The organism is Brucella pseudintermedia (assembly GCF_008932435.1).
Taxonomy (GTDB): Bacteria; Pseudomonadota; Alphaproteobacteria; order Rhizobiales; family Rhizobiaceae; genus Brucella; species Brucella pseudintermedia.
The window spans coordinates 343819-364428 of record NZ_WBWE01000001.1 but is presented as its reverse complement, the minus strand read 5'-3'; the positions used below and the strand labels follow the sequence as shown (position 1 = coordinate 364428).

The window sequence follows — 20610 nt, the reverse complement described above, 5'->3', positions numbered from 1 at the left end:
TGTATCCATGGCCTCATTGTTCGATCCTGTTACCGTAGGCGATCTCAAGCTCGCAAACCGCATCGTCATGGCACCGCTGACGCGCAATCGTTCCCCGCGCGCCGTGCCCAATGATCTGAACGTCACCTATTACGAACAGCGCGCAAGTGCCGGCCTCATCATCACTGAGGCAACGCCAATCAGTCATCAGGGACAGGGCTATGCCGATGTGCCGGGTCTTTATTCCGCTGAACAGCTCGCTGGCTGGAAGCGTGTGACGGATGCCGTTCATGCGGCGGGCGGCAAGATCGTGGTGCAGATGTGGCATGTGGGCCGCATTTCGCACACTTCGCTGCAGCCGAATGGAGGCCAGCCGGTCGCGCCTTCCGCGATCACGGCAAAGTCGAAGACCTATCTGGTTCAGCCTGATGGCACGGGCAGCTTCGCGCCGACCTCGGAACCGCGCGCCCTCAACAAGAGCGAACTGCCGGAAATCGTCGCCACCTACGGCAAGGCGGCCAAGGACGCGGTTGAAGTGGCAGGTTTCGATGGTGTGGAAATCCATGCCGCAAACGGCTACCTGATCGATCAATTCCTGCGTTCGGGCAGCAACCACCGCACCGATGAATATGGCGGCTCGATTGAAAACCGCGCCCGCTTCCTGCTGGAAGTCGTCGATGCGGTGACGAAGGCGGTCGGTGCCGGAAAGGTTGGTATTCGCCTTTCGCCGGTCACGCCAGCCAATGACGCTTCTGATCCTGATCCGCAGCCGCTGTTCGATTATGTGGTCGAGAAACTGGCGGGTTACGGGCTGGCTTATATCCACATCATCGAAGGTGCGACCGGCGGTCCACGTGATTTCCAGCAGGGGCCGCAGCCGTTTGACTATGCGCGTCTCAAACAGATCTATCGCGATGCGGGCGGCAAGGCTGCATGGATGGTCAATAATGGCTATGACCGTGCGCTTGCTGAAAAGGAGGTCGAAAGCGGCCGCGCGGACGTCGTGGCTTTCGGCAAGCCCTTCATTGCCAATCCGGACCTTGTGCGTCGCCTGAAGGACAACGCACCGCTGAACGAACTCGACCAGCAGCACATGTATGGCGGTGGCGCCAAGGGGTATACAGACTACTCCGCGCTTGCCTGATCATGAAATACAAAACCCGGCACCAATGCCGGGTTTTGTAATCAAAGCCTTGCCCGTGTCGAGCGTGGCGTTGCCAGCAGCAGATTGGTTTCGCTGGCCTTGATGCCCGGCACCAGCCTGATGCGGCGCAGGACGGCGTCGAAATCGGTGAGCGTGGCAGCGCCCAGCTCCACCACAAGATCGAAGCGGCCATTGGTGGTGTGGATTGCCGATATTTCTGAAAAACCGCCAAGCGCCTTGACGACACGATCGGCCACATGGCCTTCGATTTCGATCATCATGATGCCGCGCACCGGCAGATCCACGGCGTCCGAGCGCAGGATCACCGTATAGCCGATAATGTCTCCGGACTGTTCGAGACGCTCCATGCGTGAGCGCACTGTCGCGCGGGAAACGCCGAGATCGATAGCAATATCCGAAATGCTGCGTCGCCCATTGTGGCGCAAAAGCGTAATGAGCTTTTCATCCAGATCGTCCATGCTTTCTCCATTTTGAAAAGCCAAACCGACATTCTGATAAACCAAACCGATAAAATTGCCAATCCGGTTGCTTCACATCGCCAAGCGTAAATGGTGAATCTTGGTCTGGATATTGAGAAGGATTCCAATTTATGCATTGCAAGATTCTGGGACTGCCCGTTCAGGAAGGTACTGGCCGCGTGGGCTGCAATATGGGCCCGGATTCCTACCGTGCCGCAGGCGTCGCCTCGGCTATCGAAGAACTCGGCCACGAGTTTACCGATCTCGGCAATCTCGCACCGGCTGCGCAACGTCCGCTGGAGCATCCCAACCCTGCAATCAAGGCTCTGCCTCATGCCGTTGCCTGGATCGAGGCAATCAGCGAAGCCGCCTATCGCGAAAGCGCGGACGGTTTCCCGATCTTCCTCGGTGGCGACCATCTTCTGGCTGCCGGCACCGTTCCGGGCATTGCGCGTCGTGCCGCAGAAAAGGGACGCAAGCAATTCGTGCTGTGGCTCGATGCCCACACGGATTTCCACACGCTGGAAACGACGACCAGCGGCAATCTGCATGGCACGCCTGTCGCTTACTATACCGGCCAGAAGGGCTTTGAAGGCTATTTCCCCAAGCTCGCCGCGCCGGTCGATCCAAAAAATGTCTGCATGCTCGGCATTCGCAGCGTCGATCCCGCGGAACGGGAAGCAATCAAGAAGACCGAGGTTGCCGTCTATGATATGCGCCTGATTGACGAGCACGGCGTTGCCGCCCTGTTGCGCCGCTTCCTTGAGCGCGTGAAAGCCGAAGACGGACTTCTTCATGTCAGCCTCGATGTCGATTTCCTCGACCCGTCCATCGCGCCTGCCGTCGGCACCACGGTACCGGGCGGCGCAACCTTCCGTGAAGCCCATCTCATCATGGAAATGCTGCACGACAGCGGGCTGGTGACGAGCCTCGATCTGGTGGAACTCAACCCTTTTCTCGATGAGCGCGGACGAACCGCCACCGTCATGGTGGACCTGATGGCGAGCCTGCTTGGCCGCAGCGTCATGGATCGTCCGACCATCAGTTACTGATGCAGCGCGTCTGGCTGCCAAATGCTCAAGGAGCAATGATGACCCAACCGAACCTCAATATCGTCCCCTTCGTCAGTGTCGATCACATGATGAAGCTGGTGCTTTCCGTCGGCGTCGAGACCTTCCTCAAGGAGCTCGCCGATTATGTTGAAGAAGACTTCCGCCGCTGGGAAAATTTCGACAAGACGCCACGTGTGGCATCGCACTCGAAGGAAGGCGTGATTGAGTTGATGCCGACGAGCGATGGTACGCTCTACGGCTTCAAATATGTAAACGGCCACCCGAAAAACACGCGTGAGGGGCTTCAGACGGTTACGGCTTTCGGCGTTCTGGCCGATGTGGGCAGCGGCTATCCGATGCTTTTGACCGAAATGACGATCCTGACCGCGCTGCGCACCGCAGCAACTTCGGCGGTTGCCGCAAAACATCTGGCCCCGAAGAATGCCCGCACGATGGCGATTATCGGCAATGGCGCGCAGAGCGAATTTCAAGCGCTGGCGTTCAAGGCGATCCTGGGTGTAGATAAGCTGCGTCTTTACGATCTCGACCCGGAAGCGACCGCCAAGTGCATTCGCAACCTGCGAGGTGCCGGTTTCGACATCGTTGCCTGCAAGACGGTTGAAGAAGCAGTGGAAGGCGCTGATATCATCACCACCGTCACCGCCGATAAGGCCAATGCGACGATCCTCACCGACAATATGGTCGGCGCCGGTGTGCACATCAACGCGGTCGGCGGCGATTGCCCCGGCAAGACGGAACTGCACGGCGATATTCTGCGCCGTTCCGACATTTTTGTCGAATATCCGCCGCAGACCCGCATCGAAGGTGAAATCCAGCAATTGCCGGAAGATTATCCGGTCAATGAGCTTTGGGAAGTCATCACCGGCAAGATCACCGGCCGCAAGGACGCTCGCCAGATCACGCTGTTCGATTCCGTTGGTTTCGCCACGGAAGATTTTTCGGCTCTGCGTTATGTGCGCGACAAGCTGAAGGATACCGGCCTCTACGAGCAGTTGGATCTGCTGGCCGACCCCGACGAGCCGCGTGATCTCTACGGGATGCTGCTGCGCCACGAGAAGCTGCTGGAAGGCGAAAAGACCAAGCCAGCGGCCTAATCTTCCGACTGTTGCCCTGCCACGCCTGATGTGCGGCAGGGCTACGCTTTCGCAAACGTTGCGATAAATCCTTGGTGCTGTGCACGATTTCCATTATTGCAGGATGGTACTTCTGTGATTAGGGATGCATCGGGCATGGATGACAGGGTGGAAAACACGACATCCTTCGGGCAATCGGCAAATATCATGCGGCCTGCCGCCAGCCCTGTCGTTTTCTGCGATACGCTCGGGCTTTATGAGCGGCCCGCGGGGCAAGCTCTCGATACGGTCGTCCTGTTTGCGAGTCCCTGGGGGCTTGAGGAACTCTGCACGACGCGAAAGTTCTGGCGCATCATCGCTGACAGGCTTTCGGCGCGGGGCATAGGCTCCTTCCGTTTTGACTGGCCGGGGACCGGCGACAGCCGCGACGACATCGATTTTTCAAAGGGCATGGACCTCTGGCGCGTTACGCTGGTCGAGGCCGCGCGGAAAGCACGCGCCGTGTCGGGGGCGAGCCGTATCGTTATCATCGGGCAAAGCCTCGGAGCAGCCGTTGCCGCCGAAACCGCTTCACAGATAGAGGGCGTTGCGGCGTTGGCGCTCCTGGCTCCGGTTATTTCCGGACGGTTCTACACGCGGGAACTCGCCGTCTGGTCGAGCATGGTCGATGCCGATCTGGGACTGACGGACGAGCAAAGGATCAAGAACAGCGTTTCCATCGCGTCGTTGACAATGCAGCCGGAGGTGGCTGCCGATGTGAAGAAGATCAATCTTCTGTCATTGGAAGTGGCGCCTGCACCGCAATGTCTTCTGCTCGCGCGAACAGATCGCTCGAACGATACCGAACTGGCGTCCCAGTTGGAAAAGCTTGGCAGCGACGTGACGGTTGAGGCATTCCCCGATTACGATAAGCTGATTTCCAATCCGGTCATCTCGCGCCTGCCGCTGGAGGTCGCGGACCGGCTCGTCGATTGGGTGGCCGGTCTTGCTGGCTCCAGGCCAGCACAAAACAGGCCGGACGAAAGCGCTTTGGGCGGTACGCTGACGGGCGATGACTTTGTCGAGACGCCCGTTTCTTTCGGCTCGGGCAATCGTCTTTCCGGCGTTCTCTGCGCGCCTTTGGGCCAGCGTCAGGGCAGGACGGTCATGTTCCTGTCATCATCCTATGACCGGCGGATCGGGTGGGGCCGTACCACCGTCGATATGGCACGCAAGCTTGCGCGGGAAGGGATAGCATCCCTGCGCTTCGATATTGCCAATGCTGGCGATAGCCCACCCAATCCGGGCATGCCGGAACAGGTGCTTTACACCCATGGTCCGGAGGCCGATGTTGCCGAAGCCCTTGATTATCTCGACGCTCTTGGCTGGGGCCGCCCTATCGTGGCCGGACGATGCAGCGGCGCGTTTCTGGGGTTCCACTGTGCCGTCAAGGATGAGCGGATTTCCGGCGCGGTTCTGGTCAATCCGGTTACGTTTTACTGGGCACCGGGACGTTCGGTTGACGATGCCGTTCGTGAAGGCAATCGCACGCTGGAGGATTATGGCAGTCGCGCACTCCGAATCGAAACATTCCTGCGTCTGTTTCGCGGTGAACTGGATATCCGCGCCATCCTGCGCAACCTTGCGCGCGGGGTTGTCGGGCGTGTTCGCGGGCTGGCACGCAAGCTTCTGCGCAGCCGCTCGCCAGAAGGGAGGGCGGTTTATTCAGCCTTCGGCGAATTGAAACAGCGCGAGGTACCGCTGGCGCTGGTCTATGCTGAAAAGGACACCGGGCGCGAACATTTCAATTTCTATTTCGATCAGGCTGGCACCGGCGTGCAAGGCTTCGACAATGTGTCGGTAGCCATTGTTCCCGATGCCGACCACAATCTGACGCCGGAGCATTCACGCGAAATCTATATCGATGCCATCCGCTCGCTCGCCTTGCGGAATTAGAACCAGACGATCCGTGACGACCCGGCGATGCGGATTTCGCCTGTTGGCTTCTGTGGCGTTTCATGACGCGGGATGAGGGCCACGCGTTTCGTCGCGTTGGGCGCAAGGTGAAACCAGTTCTCCGCTGCGCGCCAATCGCCCGCATCGATGCTGACGGATTGAGCCAGAACCGGCGCTGTGAGATCAAGGAACCAGTTGCCGTTCTCTTCCACAATGACGGCTTCGACAGCGGCGTCATGAAAGGCCTTTGTCCGTCCGAGCGGAAAGTGAAAGGCTTCGGCGATAGTAATATCATTACGTTTCAATCGCGCCACCGTCACGTCATGCGCCGGAGGGCCGAAGCGATAGGCGTAGGTGATATCGAAGAATGCGCCGAACAGGTCAGTTGCGGGGATGGTGATCGCTGAACGACCGCCAATCGAAATTTCACGACGGGCCGAAACCACTGGCTGCGAACCAGCACGCAGACACGCTAGTTTAAGCGAAAAGTCAGCGGATTCCGCCTGTTCGTTCAGAACATGAATCGCAAGGCCGTTGACGCCTTCGTCGGTCAAGGCGAGCTGTTGCGGACGGAAGGCGCGCTTGAGGCCGTGCCACGAGGCTTTGGGCTCGCCGGTCGCATCGATCATGCCCCACCCGGCTCCGGGCAGAAGGTCTTGGAACATCCAGACAAGCCCGCCGAAGCAGGTGCTTCCCGGACGCCTCCATTCGGCAAAGGTCGCTTCCATTACTTCCGCCGTGACGGCGCGGGAAAGGTGGAGATATTGTTCCGCATCCTCGCGTCGCAGCCGCGCCGGATCGTAACCGTATAACATCTCCAGATAGGCGTCGCGCACATCCTCGAAATCCCAGGACACGCCGCGATCACGTGGCACGCGTGCTTTCCAGCGCGGATCATGAACAGGCGGCACATCGAGATGGGTTTTCAGCGTGCGTGCTTCGGGCACGTTGGAGAAGGCGAGGCATTCGGTCGCAAATCGCACGTCTGCCCGTCGCGCATCTTCCAGCGGGCGGCAATAGGCACTCACGCCGTAGTAATGGCTGACACCTTCATTGCTGATGAAGGGAAGGGCGCCGCCGCAGGGCGAGTTCGGCACATAGGGGATATACGGGCAAAGTTCGTTTGCGATAGCGGGCAGGATTTCCTCGGTCAGCGGTCCTTTCCAGGTCGCTTCCGGCAAGCCCACCATCGCGCCTTGCTGATAGATTTCGCTGCCACCGCAAAGGACGGTCAGCGATGGCGCATGGCGCACGGCGGCGAGAAGCTGACGCGCTTCGGCCTGCACATTCCTGACAAATGCCTCGTCCTTCACCGGGTAATCAAAGTTGGCGAACATGAAGTCCTGCCAGACCATGACGCCCAGTTCGTCGCAAAGTGCGTAGAAATCGGGTGTTTCATAGGCGGTAATGCCGCTCAATCGCAGCATGTTCATGCTCGCTTCCTGCGCGAGCTTCAGCCATGGTTCGTAGTCGCGGCGGGTACCGGGAAGGCGAACGATATCGGCTGAACTCCATACTGCACCGCGACAGAAGATTTTCTCGCCATTGATCCTGAGTGCAAAACCCTTGCCGTCCGGCCCCCGATCGACTTCGATCCGGCGAAAGCCGGTGCGTCCCAACGATCGGGTTACCTCGTCGAGAGAAAGTTCAACATCATGAAGCGTCGGATTGCCGTGGGTGTGTGGCCACCATGGTTCGATATTGGAAAGCGTCAGTCTCGCTGTCCACTGATCGCCGTTCTGCTGTTCGCAAGTGGCCTGTTGCCCTGCGCAATGGAGGGTGAGTATTTCGGCCTTGCCGCTATAGCTGAAACTGGCTTCGAGTTCGCCATCGCCTGTTTCGCTCAGTCTTGCCCGAATTGCGATACCGGATATGGTTTCAGCATCGGTACGGCTGATAGTAACTGGACGCCATGGCCCTACGGCATGAACTTCCGGACACCAGCCCGGCATATAGCCAAGCGCGGTCGTGCGTACGAGACGCAAACCTTGCGTATTCATCAGCTGCGTGCGCCAGCGAGCACGCGGGCCTTTCTGATTGAGACGGGGCGCGAGTGCCCGAAAACAGAGCGCAAGTTCGTCCTTGCCGGTCAGCGTAACGGGTAGATCTTGGCTGAGAAACATGCTGTCCGTTTGCAGCAGCAATTCGCCGTTGAAAAAGATGTCGCATATCGTGGCAAGCCCGCCAAAATGGAGCGTGGCGGGACCGGGCGTTTCCTCAAGATCGAGGAAATACCAGGCGTCCTGGTTGTCGAGGGGCGCGGGGTTTTTTCGGTTGAAACGTCCGGCACCCTCCAGAGCTTCCGCGACCGTTCCGGGCACGGGAGCATCATTGATGCTGTCATCGGACTTGACATGATGCGGCGTTTGCGCCGCATCCGGGCCGGTGAGAACAAGCCGCCACCCGGTCGAGAGCGGGCGGCTCGTCGGATTGATTTCAAGCGGCATCGCGACCGAGTTCCGTTGCAAGCGCTGCCATCAGCCGATCCCAGGCATCTGCTGCCGCTTGAAGCGTTCCGGCCAACGCGTCGAACTTCTTGCGCATGACGGCACGGGCAAGCTGGAACTGAACCGCCTTTGCCATTTCCGCGATTTGCAAGGCATCTGCGGAGGCCGTTGCAAAGCGCTTGCCTTGTCCGAGCCACTCAAGATGGCTGGCGGCCAGCTCAAAATTGGCGCCGAGCTGGCGCAGCGTGTTGAATGCATATTTATGGAAGAAGCCGAATGGGCGTTCCGCGATTGCTTCCACCTGAGCAGGGAACACACTCGCAAAGGCGCGGATCGGGTTTTCCTTCGGTCTGCGCGCAAAATGGCGCGGCAGAAGAATTTCAGCGACGCGTCGTTGATGCGCTTCATCCGGCACATGCTTCGGAAACTTGGCGAATTCCGTATAGGGCAGGAAGGGCAGGTCGGTTTCCGTCAGATGACGCTGGAAAACGCCGTCGAAATCCTCGCCCGCCAGATGATAGAAACCGCCATTGTGGAAATAATCGAGCTGGCGATTTTCAACATCCATGCGGTTGATGGCGATGGTGGTCTTGCCATGTTCGGTGCGATAGCTGACGCCATGCGTATCCGGCATGAAGTAGCTATCCATTTCGACCATGCACAGCCGTCCGCGTGCGATCTGCTCGGCGACATGGCTTTCCACGCGGTCGAAAATTGCAAGCTCTGTTGCCCGCACGCCATAAAGGGCTTCGAGGTCTTCCAGCGGCACCTTGAAGAAGGTGAACTGGTCGCCCTCGAAATCCTGCGTCAGCGTGAAACAGAGCATGGCTTCCGGGGCGACGCCCAAGGTCGCCAACACTTCGATCCACAGATCGACATAGCAGTTGGTTTCCGGCCAGATACGCGTCTGGGCATGCAAAGCGTGCGGCGTGTAACGGTCGGGCGCGATGTTCGGAAAGACAGCCTGCATGAGCGCGATCAGCCCCACAATTCCTTGCGTACGTTTTCCGGCCAGATATCAACATCCAGACCGTGATGATGGAAGAGCGCCAGCGCGATGCGTTCCAGCCCGAACCCGACGCAGGCGGTGTGCGCCACAGAACCGTCATCAAGCGAGAGGCCCCACTTCACGCCAAACTGATCCTGATGATAGTTGAAGCTCATGCAGGCGGTCGGCTTTTCGACGCTGGTGATCGGGATCAGCAGTTCGAATTTCAGGTTCTGGTCGCGCTGATTGTTGACCAGCATCTTGCCCGCGCGTCCAAAGAACGGGTCGTTGGCGACGTCGATTTCGACCGGCAATCCGACCCTCTTCATCATTTCCGTGCCACGGTCGATCCAGAGCTGGCGGAACGCCATTACATCGGCTTCCGTGCCCATGCGGACATATTCGCGCATGCGGAACAACTGCTGGCGGGCAGGGTCGACCGATGGTTCGTGGCGGAAGCAATAGGATTGCAGATCGTAAAGCCCGCCGCCCTGCGGCAGCGGTCCGCGCTTGGCGACGGTCGGATAGAGCGGATAACAGGCGGCTGGCGTCAGAACGATGTCCGTTGCCTTCTGCTCCAGCGTCCAGTCCTTGCCTTCATCCATGCATTTGATCAGGTTGATATGGTCAAGCTCGCAGCCGCAGAAGCTGTGCACGGTGCCGGCCAACTGCGGGAAGCTTTTCATGTAGCCGCTTTTTTCAAAGAAAGCGCGGTTCATGCCGGGCGGGAAGCGGATCGCTTCGGCGCCGTCATTGCCTCCGGTACGGTCAATTAGGCGTTCAAATGCCTGGATGACATCTTCGAACTGGCCGGAGCGTCCGTAAAGACCTTCCACGCCGGTGTCGATCAGCAGACCGGAATCGAAAAGCCGGTCGAGGAATGATCTCTGAGCATCCATGTCGGTTATCCCAAAAGGCTGGTGTTCTGTTTGTGGATGAGCAGCATGGTGGCCGTATTGCCGAGGATGCGCTCGTTTGAAATCATCAGCTGCGCCGAATGCGCGTCGCGCAGATGGCGTCCGAGACTGAAAGGCGTACCGTTCTTGTAGCCCATGATGCCGCAAACCAGCATGGCGTGATTGATGATCTGGAGGATCGTCTGTGAAGCGGCAATCTTGAGATTGTTCATTGCAATCGCAAAGCCCATCGAGGCGAGCTTGTCGGGATCGTGTTTCGCTTCACGATAGGTTTTGAGGCAGGCGACGATTTCGGATTTGAGCATCTGCAGCATGTTGGATGCTTCGGCAACGCGCAGAGCGCCCGGCTGCGGTGCGCCGGGATTGCGCTTTGCGGCGGCGCGTACAAAGGCCTGCGCCCGGTTGACCGCATCGACGGCGATGCCATACCACAGCGAGCTCCATAGCGTATGCGACTGGGCCAGCATGGACTGCGCTGCGATTTCCGCGAAAGGATGCGGCAGGATCTGCACCTTATCGGCCTCGCCACGGAACACAAACCCTTCCGAGCAGGTTCCGCGCATGCCGAGCGTGTCCCAATCATGCGTCTTTTCAAGCGTGTACTGGTCTTTCGTAAACACCGTCATCACCTGATCGGATGATGCGGCGTCCTTATGGGAGCGCGATGTGATCAGAATTGCATCCGCATGGGTGCCATAGGAGATGACCGTGGCGTTTTTTTCCAAGCGACACTTGTCGCCTTCTACTTCGATAGCGCAGATCGAATTGCGCAGATCGCCGCCAATGCCGCCTTCGGTGGTGGCGGAGGCCAGCAGCAGCTGATCCTTCGCGACCTTGCGCATGAAATCCCGGTGCCATTCGATCGCCTGGCCGTGTTCCACCAAGCTTGAAAGCTTGATGTGATGCATGGCGAAGATCATGGCGCTCGACGCGCAGGACTGGCCGAGAATGCAGCACAGTTCCGCAATCTGGTCAATCTCCGCGCTTTCTCCGCCGAGTTGGCTCGGCACCTGAATGCCAAGCAAATTTTCAGCTTTCATCGCATCGATTGCTTCGCGCGGGAAGCGGCCTTCCTTATCGACGCTATCGGAAAATTTACCCGCTATGGCCGCTACGCGGCCTGCGCGCTCCAAAAGACTGTTCCCCGCTCCGGCATTCATTATGCGGCCTCTTTATCCTTGAGTATCTGGGCGACGGTCTGTTCAATGGCCTTGATGCTCGCGAAAGACTTGCGGTTGAGATACTGGTCCGGAAATTCGATATCGAACTTGTCTTCCAGTCCGAGCATGAGCTGAACCGATGCAAAAGAGGATAGGCCTGCGCTGTAAAGATCGGCATCGTCGGCAATGTCTGTCACCGGTACCGGCAGACCGCCGACCTTGGCCAAAAGTTCGCGAATGGATTCATTCATAATTTAACTCCCTGCTTATGCGCCCGAGCCAAAGATTCGCGTGCTGGTTGATGCGGCGGCACGATCTCTCAAGCTTCCAAAAAAGCTGCGGCAACTGTTCGAAATTCCGTCTCTCTATGCAAGTGATATGTTGCGGACGTTAGAAACATCGCAAACACACCAATGTACGTCTGGCTTTTTCTGCTCCCGCAAGCCTTTATTTTCTGTTGACGCGGCGACATTGCAGTCCGCCTTTTCTACAGACGTGCTTATATAGTTAAATATTCGATGACAAGATATATGGTATTGCCCGCAAGAGTTGCGTGTTCTCTTGGTTAAAGAGGGCGTCGCGAATGCCGCGGAGCGGAGATCTGTCCTGTATTGGTGGCGATTGCCATTTCAAAGCTGTCGGCAATGCGCCGTGCCCTGTCGACGAAAATGATGGCAGCTTCCGGCGGAAAGATTTCGCGTGCGGTCTGTTCAAAAAGATCGAGCCAGCGGTCGAAATGTTGGTTCTTCAGCCCAAGTTTCAAATGCGGGGCCATGGGGCGGCCTTCATAATTGCCGGTCTTGAGGATAACCGACGACCAGAACGCGGCGATCTGTGCGATGTGGTGATCCCAATCGTCGACCGCTTTGGCAAAAATCGGCCCAATGACGGTATCTTCCCGCGCGCGTCCGTAGAAAGTAGCCACGAGCCTTTCGATTGACGCAGGGTCGATGGACGGGTGCGGCTGATTGATGAGAACGGTCATGATCGCGTGTTTTAATGTCTTGGCCGGAAACGGGTTCTGGCGCGGATATAGTCGCTGCGCTGGCCACAATCCAGTGAAGTGTTGCCGCATGATCACCAACTTCCCGTCGGCAAAGCCGTCGCGCGGGGTTGGGCACGGGTTTGATCGTCAACGGACAAGCGTGAACGATCCTCAAATGCCTGCTTATGGATACGACCTAAATTTCAGGAGGGGGAATATGATGGTAGCGGAGGAGGGATTCGAACCCCCGACACAAGGATTATGATTCCTCTGCTCTAACCTACTGAGCTACTCCGCCACGCGTCGCTTTACAGAGACAACTTCATGATCGCCGTTTCCGGTGGGACAAATCATTGTTCCTGCAAGGAATGGCGGCGGTATATGTGCGGAATGAAAAGCTGTCAAGCACTCTTCGCACAGGTTTCGTCTTGTTTTCTATCATTTGCACCGATAAGGAACGTGGCATCAGCAAAGGCATAATTTTATGGCACCTCGTATTGCGGTTTTGGGTTGCGGCTATTGGGGCGGCAATCACATTCGTACCTTGAAGAGCCTCGGTGCCCTTCAGGCGGTCTCGGATTCAAGAGCAGAACAGGCGGAGCGCTTCGCGACCGAGTTCGGTGTTCCCAGTGTTCCCGTCAATGAATTGTTCGCACGTCCGGATATTGACGGCATCGTTCTGGCGCTGCCGGCGCAGTTTCATTCACAATACGCCATCCAGGCAGTGAAGAACGGCAAGGACGTTCTGGTCGAAAAGCCGATTGCACTCGACATTCCGGCTGCTGAAGCCGAAGTGGAAGCCGCCCGCGAAAATGGCCGCGTGTTCATGGTCGGCCATGTGCTGCGTTTCCATCCTGCTTTCGAGAAACTTCTCGACATGGTGAAAAGCGGCGAGCTCGGCGATATCCGCTATGTGCATTCGCATCGCGTCGGATTCGGCAAGTTCCACAACACGTTCGACGCCTTGTGGGATCTTGCGCCGCACGACCTGTCGATGATCCTCGCCATCACCGGGGAAGAACCCAGCGCGGTGCGCGGGGAGGGTGTCGCAACGCTTGATCATCTCACCGATATTGCCCATCTCCATCTCGATTTTCCAAGCGGTATCCGTGGACACCTGTTTGCCTCGCGTCTCAATGCCTATCGCGAACGTCGCCTGACGGTCACGGGCACGAAAGGCATGGCGGTGTTCGATGATGGCGAGCCGTGGGATCGCAAGCTTGCGCTCTACAGCCATGAAGTCTGGCGGGAAAACGACCAGTGGTCTTTCAAATCCGTGGAGCCAGTCTATATCCCGGTTGAGGAAGGCATGCCGCTGACACGCGAATTGCAGCATTTCATGCATTGCATCGAGACGCGCGAAAATCCGCGCACCGACGGCAAGGAAGCAATCAGCGTGCTGCGCATTCTCACCGAAGGTACTGTCAGGCACCCGCAGTAAAATGTGAGGCGTGCGGGGCCGGTAATCTGCGTCAAGCGGTGTTACAGGAATCGCAAAACTTTGAACGCTCTGGCCGTAGCGGGGCGGGGCGCAAGCGAATAAACAGGTTGCCGAGGATTCGCATATCCACTTGTGCGGGTCAGATATATGGAGCCAACATGCAATTTATTGATCTTGGAGCGCAGCGCGCGCGTATCGAAGACCGTCTTAATGCCGCCATTTCCAAGGTTGTTGCGGAAGGCCGTTATATTCTTGGACCGGAAGTGGCCGAGTTTGAAAAGAAGCTGGGCGAATATCTGGGCGTGGAACACGTCATCGCCTGCGCCAATGGCACCGACGCCTTGCAGATGCCGCTAATGGCACGCGGCATCGGTCCGGGCGACGCCGTGTTCGTTCCGTCCTTCACCTTTGCGGCCACGGCGGAAGTTGTCGCGCTTGTCGGCGCTGAGCCTGTATTCGTTGATGTGGATGCGCAAAGCTACAATCTGAATGTCGAGCAGCTCGAAGCCGCCATCGCCGCCATCCGCAAGGAAGGCCGTTTGCAGCCAAAGGCGATTATTCCGGTCGACCTGTTCGGCCTGGCAGCCGACTATAACCGCATCAGCGCCATCGCAGACCGTGAAGGCCTGTTCGTCATCGAAGACGCTGCGCAGTCGATCGGCGGCAAGCGCGATAACGTCATGTGCGGCGCCTTCGGCCATGTCGGTGCGACGAGCTTCTATCCCGCCAAGCCGCTCGGCTGCTATGGCGACGGCGGCGCAATGTTCACCAACGATGCCGAACTAGCCGATACGCTACGTTCGGTCCTGTTCCACGGCAAAGGTGAAACCCAGTACGATAACGTTCGTATCGGGCTCAATTCGCGCCTCGATACGATTCAGGCCGCCGTTCTTCTGGAAAAGCTGGCTATCCTTGAAGACGAAATGGAAGCACGAGACCGCATCGCCAAGCGCTACAACGAGGCGCTCAAGGATGTCGTGAAGGTTCCGGCTCTGCCGGCTGGCAATCGGTCGGCATGGGCGCAATATTCCATCGAAAGTGAAAATCGCGACGGCCTGAAGGCGCATCTTCAGGCGGAAGGCATTCCTTCGGTGATCTATTATGTGAAGCCGTTGCACCTGCAGACCGCCTACAAGCACTATGCGGTTGCTCCGGGCGGTCTTCCAGTTTCGGAAAGCCTGCCGAACCGCATTCTGAGCCTGCCGATGCACCCCTATCTGTCGGAAGCCGATCAGGACAAGATCATCGGGGCCATCCGTGGCTTCCACGGCAAAAAGGATTGATCTTTCTTGTCTGTCTAACGAAAAGCCCGGCGAAAGCCGGGTTTTTTTTGTGTCAGGCCTGTAAATTCAATTGCCAGGAAACACCGTATTTGTCCTTCACCCAGGCGAAAAGTTTGCTGAAGCCATAATTGTCGAGCGGCATCAGCGTTTCGCCGCCGTCTGAAAGCTTCTCAAAAACACCGGTCAAATTTTCTTCGTCATGGAAATCGACGAACAGCGATACGGACGGATTGAAATCGAACTGATGCGGGATGGGGCTGTCGATCACGATCAGCCGGTGTTCGGCGAAGGTCACGCGCGCAATTTGCACCTTGCCGGGACTGCCGCTCGCTTCATCATAGATTTTTATCGACTCGATCAGAAAGTCGGGAAAGATCGAGCGATACGTTTCCAGAGCCGCGCCTGCACTGCCCTGAAACATGAGATGGGTGCAAACCTGTGTCATGCCGGAAGCGTAACACGGCCCCGCCGGTTCCGGCAATCAGGCTGCTAAAGGTTCTTCTTCATGATCCGCTTGTCGACGCGCGCGGCGACGAAGCGGGCGATGGCTGGGCCTGCAAGCAGCACGATGAAGAAGCGGCTTGTCTGCATTGCGATGATGAAGGGCAGGTCGACATTGCTCGATGCTGCGATGATCGCGACCGTATCGGCACCGCCGGGACTGGTAGCGAGATAGGCTGTCAACGGGTCGAGACCCAGCACATGGCCGAGCGCCATGCCGAATAGTCCGCAGACGGCAATGAGCAGCAGCGTGGATGTCAGTACTGCCGGAAACGCCCGCGCCGCGTGGGCGATGATGGCGCGCGAGAAGCCGAGGCCGATGCGCCAGCCGATAAGCAGATAGCTGAGCGCGAGCAGCCACGGTGGCAGGTCGATGGTGATGAGCCCGGTGTCCTGGAGCAAGGCGCCCAATACGAGCGGCACGAGCATGGCGCCGGTCGGGATGCGGAGCACTTCGCCAAGGAACGAGCCGATGACGATCAGAAGCAGTGTCGGGCCAAGGGTGGACCAATCGGCGGGTGGAAACCATATGATTTCGGCAGGCACAACGGTTTCCACGCCTGTACTGAGACGCAGGACCAGCGAAGCGGCTGTCGCAACCAGCACCACGCGCAGATATTGCATGAAGGCGACGAGGCGCGCATCCGCTCCATGGGATTCCGCCATCAGCGTCATTGCGGTAGCGGCGCCCGGCGACGCCCCCCATATGGCGGTTGTTCCGGGTAGAATGCGAAATCGCGCGAGCAGATATCCGATGAAGGTGCTGGCAAAAAGCACATAGCCGACGGATAGCAGGATAACGGGCAGGTGCTGTCCCATGCTGGTGAAGAATTCCGCCGTGATCGAACGGGCGATGAGGCAGCCGACGACGCCCTGTGCCGCCAAAGACAGCCAACGGTGCACCCGCAACGTGCTTTCGCCCGCAGCCATCAGGATTGCGCCAAGCATCGCGCCCAAAAGCATGGCGGCCGGCAATTGCAGCTTTTCGCCCGCAAAGATCAGGATAACGGAAAATACAACCAGCAGGCCCCACTGGGCCGGTCTTGGCAAGGTCCTGACGCTGAATTTACTGAGGGCCGAACTCGGCCCGGATGGGGGAGTTTTCTGCATTGCCCTTTCTCACTACATCCGGCGAGAGAGCTATGCAAATCCGATTTTATTCAAGAAACATTGATTTTTAAATATCAATATACTGCGGAAAACGAGCCATCTTGCAGCAAACGTCAAGACGCTGCTCTTAAAAGAAGCAGCGTCTTGGATTTCGCAATGATCACGTCGATCAGCCGATCATCGCGCGGCGCTGGTTGACCGGACGCTCGATCGCGTCCCTCGGAGCCTTGCCGCCGTCGCGTTCTTCAAGCGCTTCGGCTTTCGTCAGTTCGGTTTCCGCCGCCGACAATTCTGCTTCGGCGGCTTCCTTCTGGGACATCAGGTCGCGAATCGATACGAAGAGGTTGTCGCGGCGCTGGCGTGCCGCCTTGGCAAAGGTGGGATAAGCGAAATGATTAATGTCAGTGATGCCAGCTTTTTTCTCTTCCGATAGAATCTGGGCGTCGAGTTCTCCGGCCATCCGTTCGAACTCGCCGATCATCAGGTCGAGCTGGCCCAGTTGACGGCGTTTTTCCTTCACCTGGAACAGTTTCAGCCTGACGAGGCTTTCACGTGGCTTCATACGCAATACTCCTTGAACACCAACCAGCTTTCATGTGTTGGGGCGTTCCCCCCGACTTTATTAACAGGTGTGAACGAGCAAAACGCACCCGGTTCACCCCCGAATCTCCTTGCGAATTCAGGCCCCTGAAGGGGAACTCATCGCAGCCGTTCTTCCGAAATGGCTCCATAAGCGAAACAAAAAGTTAAGAATTCGCTCGTTTGGTAACCATTCCTTTACCGGCGAAGTTAATCATACGCGTTAGGACTTAAGGCTCGGTAAACCTCGTGTGGTTTTTCGGCAACAGGCAAAAGCTAGAGTCGGATGAATCGGTTAGCGGGGATTCTTAATGCGATGCTTTAGAGTCGTGAGGAAGAGAATGTCTTTATGATTCAGGCTCGTAAGAGAATTTTCTAAACAGGACACAAATATGCTTGCCAAGCAGAATCATATTTTGTTAACCATTTGCTGGCACCTTCATGCAAAGGCAACGATAGTTCCGTGTGCTGCCGTGAGGGACATCGGGTCGGCTGCGGAAAGGGGATAAGAGATGCGCGTCCTTTTGATTGAAGACGACAGTGCTATCGCACAGAGCATCGAGCTGATGCTCAAGTCCGAGAGTTTCAATGTCTACACGACCGATCTGGGCGAAGAAGGCATCGATCTCGGCAAGCTATATGATTACGACATCATCCTGCTGGATCTGAACTTGCCGGATATGTCGGGCTATGAAGTTCTTCGCACCTTGCGTTTGTCCAAGGTGAAGACGCCGATCCTTATCCTTTCCGGCATGGCCGGCATTGAGGACAAGGTTCGCGGTCTCGGCTTCGGCGCTGACGACTACATGACCAAGCCTTTCCACAAGGACGAGCTGATCGCACGTATCCATGCGATCGTGCGCCGTTCTAAGGGACATGCACAATCGGTCATCACGACGGGCGATCTCGTGGTCAACCTGGACGCGAAGACGGTGGAAGTCGCTGGCCAGCGCGTTCACCTGACCGGCAAGGAATACCAGATGTTGGAGCTTCTTTCGCTCCGCAAGGGCACGACGCTCACCAAGGAAATGTTCCTCAACCATCTTTATGGTGGCATGGACGAGCCAGAGCTGAAGATCATCGACGTCTTCATCTGCAAGCTGCGCAAGAAGCTCGACGCCGTTTCCGGCAGCCAGAGCTATATCGAAACGGTCTGGGGTCGCGGTTATGTGCTGCGTGAGCCGGATGCGGAGATGCGCGAAAGCGCCTGACCGGCTTCGTGATCTTAAATGTAAAAAGCTCCGCTTCGGCGGAGCTCAGGCTGCTGACAAACCTCCGGTAGGGTCAAAATGGCCTCAGATTCACGGAACGTCTCAGATTCAAAACGTGAACAAATCGGAATCAAAACCCCTCATTTTTGACTGTCGCCAAAAATCGAGGGGTTTGTAATCAATCTGAGCTCCGCTTCGGCGGAGCTTTTGCTTTTTGGACCTTGCAGCCGATTTCAGGCGGACAGAACGCCTGCGAACTGCTCCGTGAGATAGGCGCGGTCAAATGGCTTGAGAATATAGCCGTTGGCGCCTGCGCGCTTCGCCCGCATGATGCGGGTGACGTCGAGTTCATAAAGACAAAGGATGATGCGCGGCTGGTCGCCGCCCGGCATGGCGCGCAGTTCGGTCACGACGTCCAGCGCCGTCATGTCCGGCAGGTCGTAGTCGAGCAGAACGACGTCGGGCATGCGTGAAAAACAGGCTTCGAGCGCTTCCCGGCCTGTCGAGGCTTCAGCAAATTCTGCGATGGTTTCGGAAAGGATGCGGCGGGCGACCTTGCGGATGACAGAGGAGTCATCCACCAGCAGGCAATAAGCTGCCATTGGTTCATTCGCCATTCAGTTCCCCTTGTGGATATGTGATGACAGTTGCCAGTGTGAGCGCGGGTGGGTCCCGCGCTCAGGCGCGCTTATTCAGCAGAGAATACGATGTCTTCCGCAGTCGCGTGGATGGAAATCTTCATGCCGGCCTCTTCGGCCAGCAGAAGCGTATAATAAGGCTGGACGGAATGGGCGTCGATCGGCTCTTCAGGGGCAGCACCGGAGTGAAGTTCGAGGAACTTCGGCGGAACGCGCAGCATGCGGCCCTTCACGGTGACGACGAAGCGCGGTTCGGTGTCGCCGCCTTCAAGGCGCACGGCCAGCGAGCCGCCGCGCGGGATGGCCGCGTTGCCGATCAGCAGCATGTTCAAAAGCAGCTTGACCTTGTTCTTCGGCAGAAGGACGCGGGTGCCTTCCCAGGTGAATTCCGGCTTTTCATTCTTGAAATATTCGGTGGCAACATTCTGCGCGTCGCCGGTGTCGATCTGTACGCCAGCCGAGCCTGCCGCGCCGAAAGCGATGCGCGCGAACTGAAGCCGGGCGGAGGCGTTGCGGGCGCTCGACTTGATGAGCGCCATTGCATCTTCGTCGGCTCCGCCTTCTTCAAGCAGTTCCAGACCGTTATTGATCGCGCCGACCGGCGAAATAATGTCATGACAGATCCGGCTGCACAGAAGCGCACCGAGATCGAGCGCGGAAAGGGTAACGGGCATTGGCATGGCGTTTTCTCCGGAACGCGGACTGATCCCGGTCTCCGAGCGGGTCGGATAACGGGATCGTTATCGGTTAACGAGACAGCCCGCAAAGCCAGAGTTTGCGCGCTGCATGAAGAGGGGCGAATCGCCCTGAATGTCGATTTAACTGGATACACGCGCCATCGGACTGCCGCAACAAAGCTCGCTTTTTGATCCCTCGACCGGGCATACCCTCCGGAGGAAAGCTGGAAATCTCATGCCTTGGTAAAGTCAATTTCGGTGCTTAAAGGTTTGGACAATAAATTCGGGTCTAAAATAGGCGCGATTCGACCAAAATGTCCGTAAGAGACGTGGTCTGGCTTTTTAACAGGGCCGTCAGACAGAGGAGCGGAGAGCCAAAAGGAATTTTACATGGCCACACAATCCCTGTCGCAAATCAGGTTCCGCAATGCGGCGTGCTTCGTTGCGTTTTTTGCGGCGCTGTTTGTTTCTTTCATCGCCCTGCCAAATCAGGCCAGGGCGCAGAACACATACACTGCCGATGAAATCGTCGAATCTGGTCACAGGTTCTTCGGGTCAGCTTCGGGTGGAATCGCAAGTGCGGTCGAGAAGGCGTTCCAGAGCTTTGGTCTGCCCAACGGCTATATTCTTGGCGAGGAAGGTTCCGGCGCCTTCATCGGCGGCCTGACCTATGGCGAAGGCACACTCTATACCAAGAACGCGGGCGACCATAAGACCTACTGGCAAGGCCCCTCGCTTGGCTGGGATTTCGGCGGCCAGGGTTCCCGCGTGATGATGCTCGTTTATAATCTGGACGACATCCAGAATCTTTACGGCCGTTACGCCGGTGTAGCGGGTTCCGCCTATGTCGTCGCCGGTGTCGGCTTCAACGTCCTGAAACGCGAAAACATCATGCTTGTGCCGATCCGCACGGGTGTGGGCGCGAGGCTGGGCGTCAATATCGGTTATCTGAAACTGTCTGCCGCTCCGACCTGGAATCCGTTCTAGAAT

The 20610-nt window shown here is 57.5% G+C and carries 20 protein-coding genes and 1 tRNA gene; 8 read left to right on the top strand and 13 right to left on the bottom strand.

The features are described 5' to 3' along the window. Positions 1-7 precede the first annotated feature (7 nt). Entirely contained in the window at positions 8-1123 is a 1116-nt protein-coding gene (locus F9K78_RS01735; RefSeq protein WP_151682035.1) for an alkene reductase, read from the top strand. 41 nt (positions 1124-1164) lie between these two features. Here F9K78_RS01735 and F9K78_RS01730 read toward each other — a convergent pair whose 3' ends face one another. Further along, positions 1165-1602 (bottom strand): Lrp/AsnC family transcriptional regulator, encoded by a 438-nt coding sequence (locus F9K78_RS01730; protein ID WP_121983946.1) that lies wholly within the window; start codon positions 1600-1602, stop codon positions 1165-1167. Between the two features lie 131 nt (positions 1603-1733). Here F9K78_RS01730 and rocF point away from each other — a divergent pair, with 131 nt between their 5' ends. The 3 genes from rocF (at position 1734) to F9K78_RS01715 (ending at position 5683) form a co-directional block, all read left to right on the top strand. Further along, the gene (gene rocF, locus F9K78_RS01725) at positions 1734-2654 is read left to right on the top strand and encodes an arginase (protein WP_121985919.1); all 921 of its coding nucleotides are present in this window, start codon (positions 1734-1736) and stop codon (positions 2652-2654) included. Positions 2655-2692: 38 nt separating this feature from the next. Next, positions 2693-3769 (top strand): ornithine cyclodeaminase, encoded by a 1077-nt coding sequence (locus F9K78_RS01720; RefSeq protein ID WP_121986034.1) that lies wholly within the window; start codon positions 2693-2695, stop codon positions 3767-3769. A gap of 135 nt (positions 3770-3904) precedes the next feature. After that, positions 3905-5683, top strand: coding sequence for an alpha/beta hydrolase (locus F9K78_RS01715; RefSeq protein ID WP_121985920.1), 1779 nt, complete (start codon positions 3905-3907; stop codon positions 5681-5683). Here F9K78_RS01715 and F9K78_RS01710 read toward each other — a convergent pair. From F9K78_RS01710 to F9K78_RS01680, 7 genes are all read right to left on the bottom strand, one after another. Further along, the gene (locus F9K78_RS01710) at positions 5680-8130 is read right to left on the bottom strand and encodes a glycoside hydrolase family 2 protein (RefSeq protein WP_151682034.1); all 2451 of its coding nucleotides are present in this window, start codon (positions 8128-8130) and stop codon (positions 5680-5682) included. The two genes, F9K78_RS01715 and F9K78_RS01710, sit on opposite strands and share 4 nt — an antisense overlap. Beyond that, positions 8120-9100 carry a DUF1839 family protein gene (locus F9K78_RS01705; protein ID WP_121986035.1) on the bottom strand — a complete coding sequence of 327 codons (981 nt, stop codon included), beginning with the start codon at positions 9098-9100 and terminating at the stop codon, positions 8120-8122. Before F9K78_RS01705 ends, F9K78_RS01710 begins: the two co-directional genes overlap by 11 nt. An 8-nt stretch (positions 9101-9108) precedes the next feature. Next, positions 9109-10017 (bottom strand): amino acid--[acyl-carrier-protein] ligase, encoded by a 909-nt coding sequence (locus F9K78_RS01700; protein ID WP_121983951.1) that lies wholly within the window; start codon positions 10015-10017, stop codon positions 9109-9111. Positions 10018-10022: 5 nt separating this feature from the next. After that, the gene (locus tag F9K78_RS01695; RefSeq protein ID WP_151682033.1) at positions 10023-11195 is read right to left on the bottom strand and encodes an acyl-CoA dehydrogenase family protein; all 1173 of its coding nucleotides are present in this window, start codon (positions 11193-11195) and stop codon (positions 10023-10025) included. Beyond that, positions 11195-11446: an acyl carrier protein gene (locus F9K78_RS01690; protein ID WP_121983953.1), complete on the bottom strand. Its 252-nt coding sequence runs from the start codon at positions 11444-11446 to the stop codon at positions 11195-11197. The genes F9K78_RS01695 and F9K78_RS01690 overlap by 1 nt, the downstream gene beginning before the upstream one ends. A gap of 314 nt (positions 11447-11760) precedes the next feature. After that, on the bottom strand, positions 11761-12180 hold the full coding sequence (locus tag F9K78_RS01685; protein ID WP_121986036.1) for a group III truncated hemoglobin: 420 nt from the start codon (positions 12178-12180) through the stop codon (positions 11761-11763). Positions 12181-12401: 221 nt separating this feature from the next. Beyond that, a tRNA-Met gene (locus tag F9K78_RS01680) sits at positions 12402-12478 on the bottom strand. Positions 12479-12664: 186 nt separating this feature from the next. Between F9K78_RS01680 and F9K78_RS01670 the strand changes: the two genes are divergently transcribed. Continuing rightward, the gene (locus tag F9K78_RS01670) at positions 12665-13621 is read left to right on the top strand and encodes a Gfo/Idh/MocA family protein (RefSeq protein ID WP_121985933.1); all 957 of its coding nucleotides are present in this window, start codon (positions 12665-12667) and stop codon (positions 13619-13621) included. A gap of 158 nt (positions 13622-13779) precedes the next feature. Further along, on the top strand, positions 13780-14904 hold the full coding sequence (locus tag F9K78_RS01665; protein ID WP_121985934.1) for a DegT/DnrJ/EryC1/StrS family aminotransferase: 1125 nt from the start codon (positions 13780-13782) through the stop codon (positions 14902-14904). A 52-nt stretch (positions 14905-14956) separates the two neighbouring features. On the opposite strand, the gene F9K78_RS01660 is transcribed toward F9K78_RS01665, so the two are convergent. The 3 genes from F9K78_RS01660 to F9K78_RS01650 form a co-directional block, all read right to left on the bottom strand. Then, the gene (locus F9K78_RS01660; RefSeq protein ID WP_121982404.1) at positions 14957-15349 is read right to left on the bottom strand and encodes a VOC family protein; all 393 of its coding nucleotides are present in this window, start codon (positions 15347-15349) and stop codon (positions 14957-14959) included. Positions 15350-15393: 44 nt separating this feature from the next. Beyond that, a complete protein-coding gene (locus F9K78_RS01655; RefSeq protein ID WP_121985935.1) occupies positions 15394-16515 on the bottom strand; it encodes an AbrB family transcriptional regulator in 1122 nt (373 codons plus the stop codon). A gap of 169 nt (positions 16516-16684) precedes the next feature. Further along, a complete protein-coding gene (locus F9K78_RS01650) occupies positions 16685-17077 on the bottom strand; it encodes a flagellar export protein FliJ (RefSeq protein WP_121985936.1) in 393 nt (130 codons plus the stop codon). A 529-nt stretch (positions 17078-17606) separates the two neighbouring features. Between F9K78_RS01650 and ctrA the strand changes: the two genes are divergently transcribed. Beyond that, positions 17607-18305 carry a response regulator transcription factor CtrA gene (gene ctrA / locus F9K78_RS01645; RefSeq protein WP_006467396.1) on the top strand — a complete coding sequence of 233 codons (699 nt, stop codon included), beginning with the start codon at positions 17607-17609 and terminating at the stop codon, positions 18303-18305. 233 nt (positions 18306-18538) lie between these two features. Here the strand turns inward: ctrA and F9K78_RS01640 are convergent, their stop codons facing one another. Continuing rightward, positions 18539-18922: a response regulator gene (locus F9K78_RS01640; protein WP_121982407.1), complete on the bottom strand. Its 384-nt coding sequence runs from the start codon at positions 18920-18922 to the stop codon at positions 18539-18541. A 71-nt stretch (positions 18923-18993) separates the two neighbouring features. Beyond that, complete coding sequence (gene chpT, locus F9K78_RS01635) at positions 18994-19623, bottom strand: histidine phosphotransferase ChpT (RefSeq protein ID WP_121982408.1); 630 nt, start codon at positions 19621-19623, stop codon at positions 18994-18996. 387 nt (positions 19624-20010) lie between these two features. On the opposite strand from chpT, the gene F9K78_RS01630 reads away from it, so the two are divergent. Further along, entirely contained in the window at positions 20011-20607 is a 597-nt protein-coding gene (locus F9K78_RS01630) for a DUF1134 domain-containing protein (RefSeq protein WP_121982409.1), read from the top strand. The last annotated feature ends 3 nt before the right edge of the window (positions 20608-20610 follow it).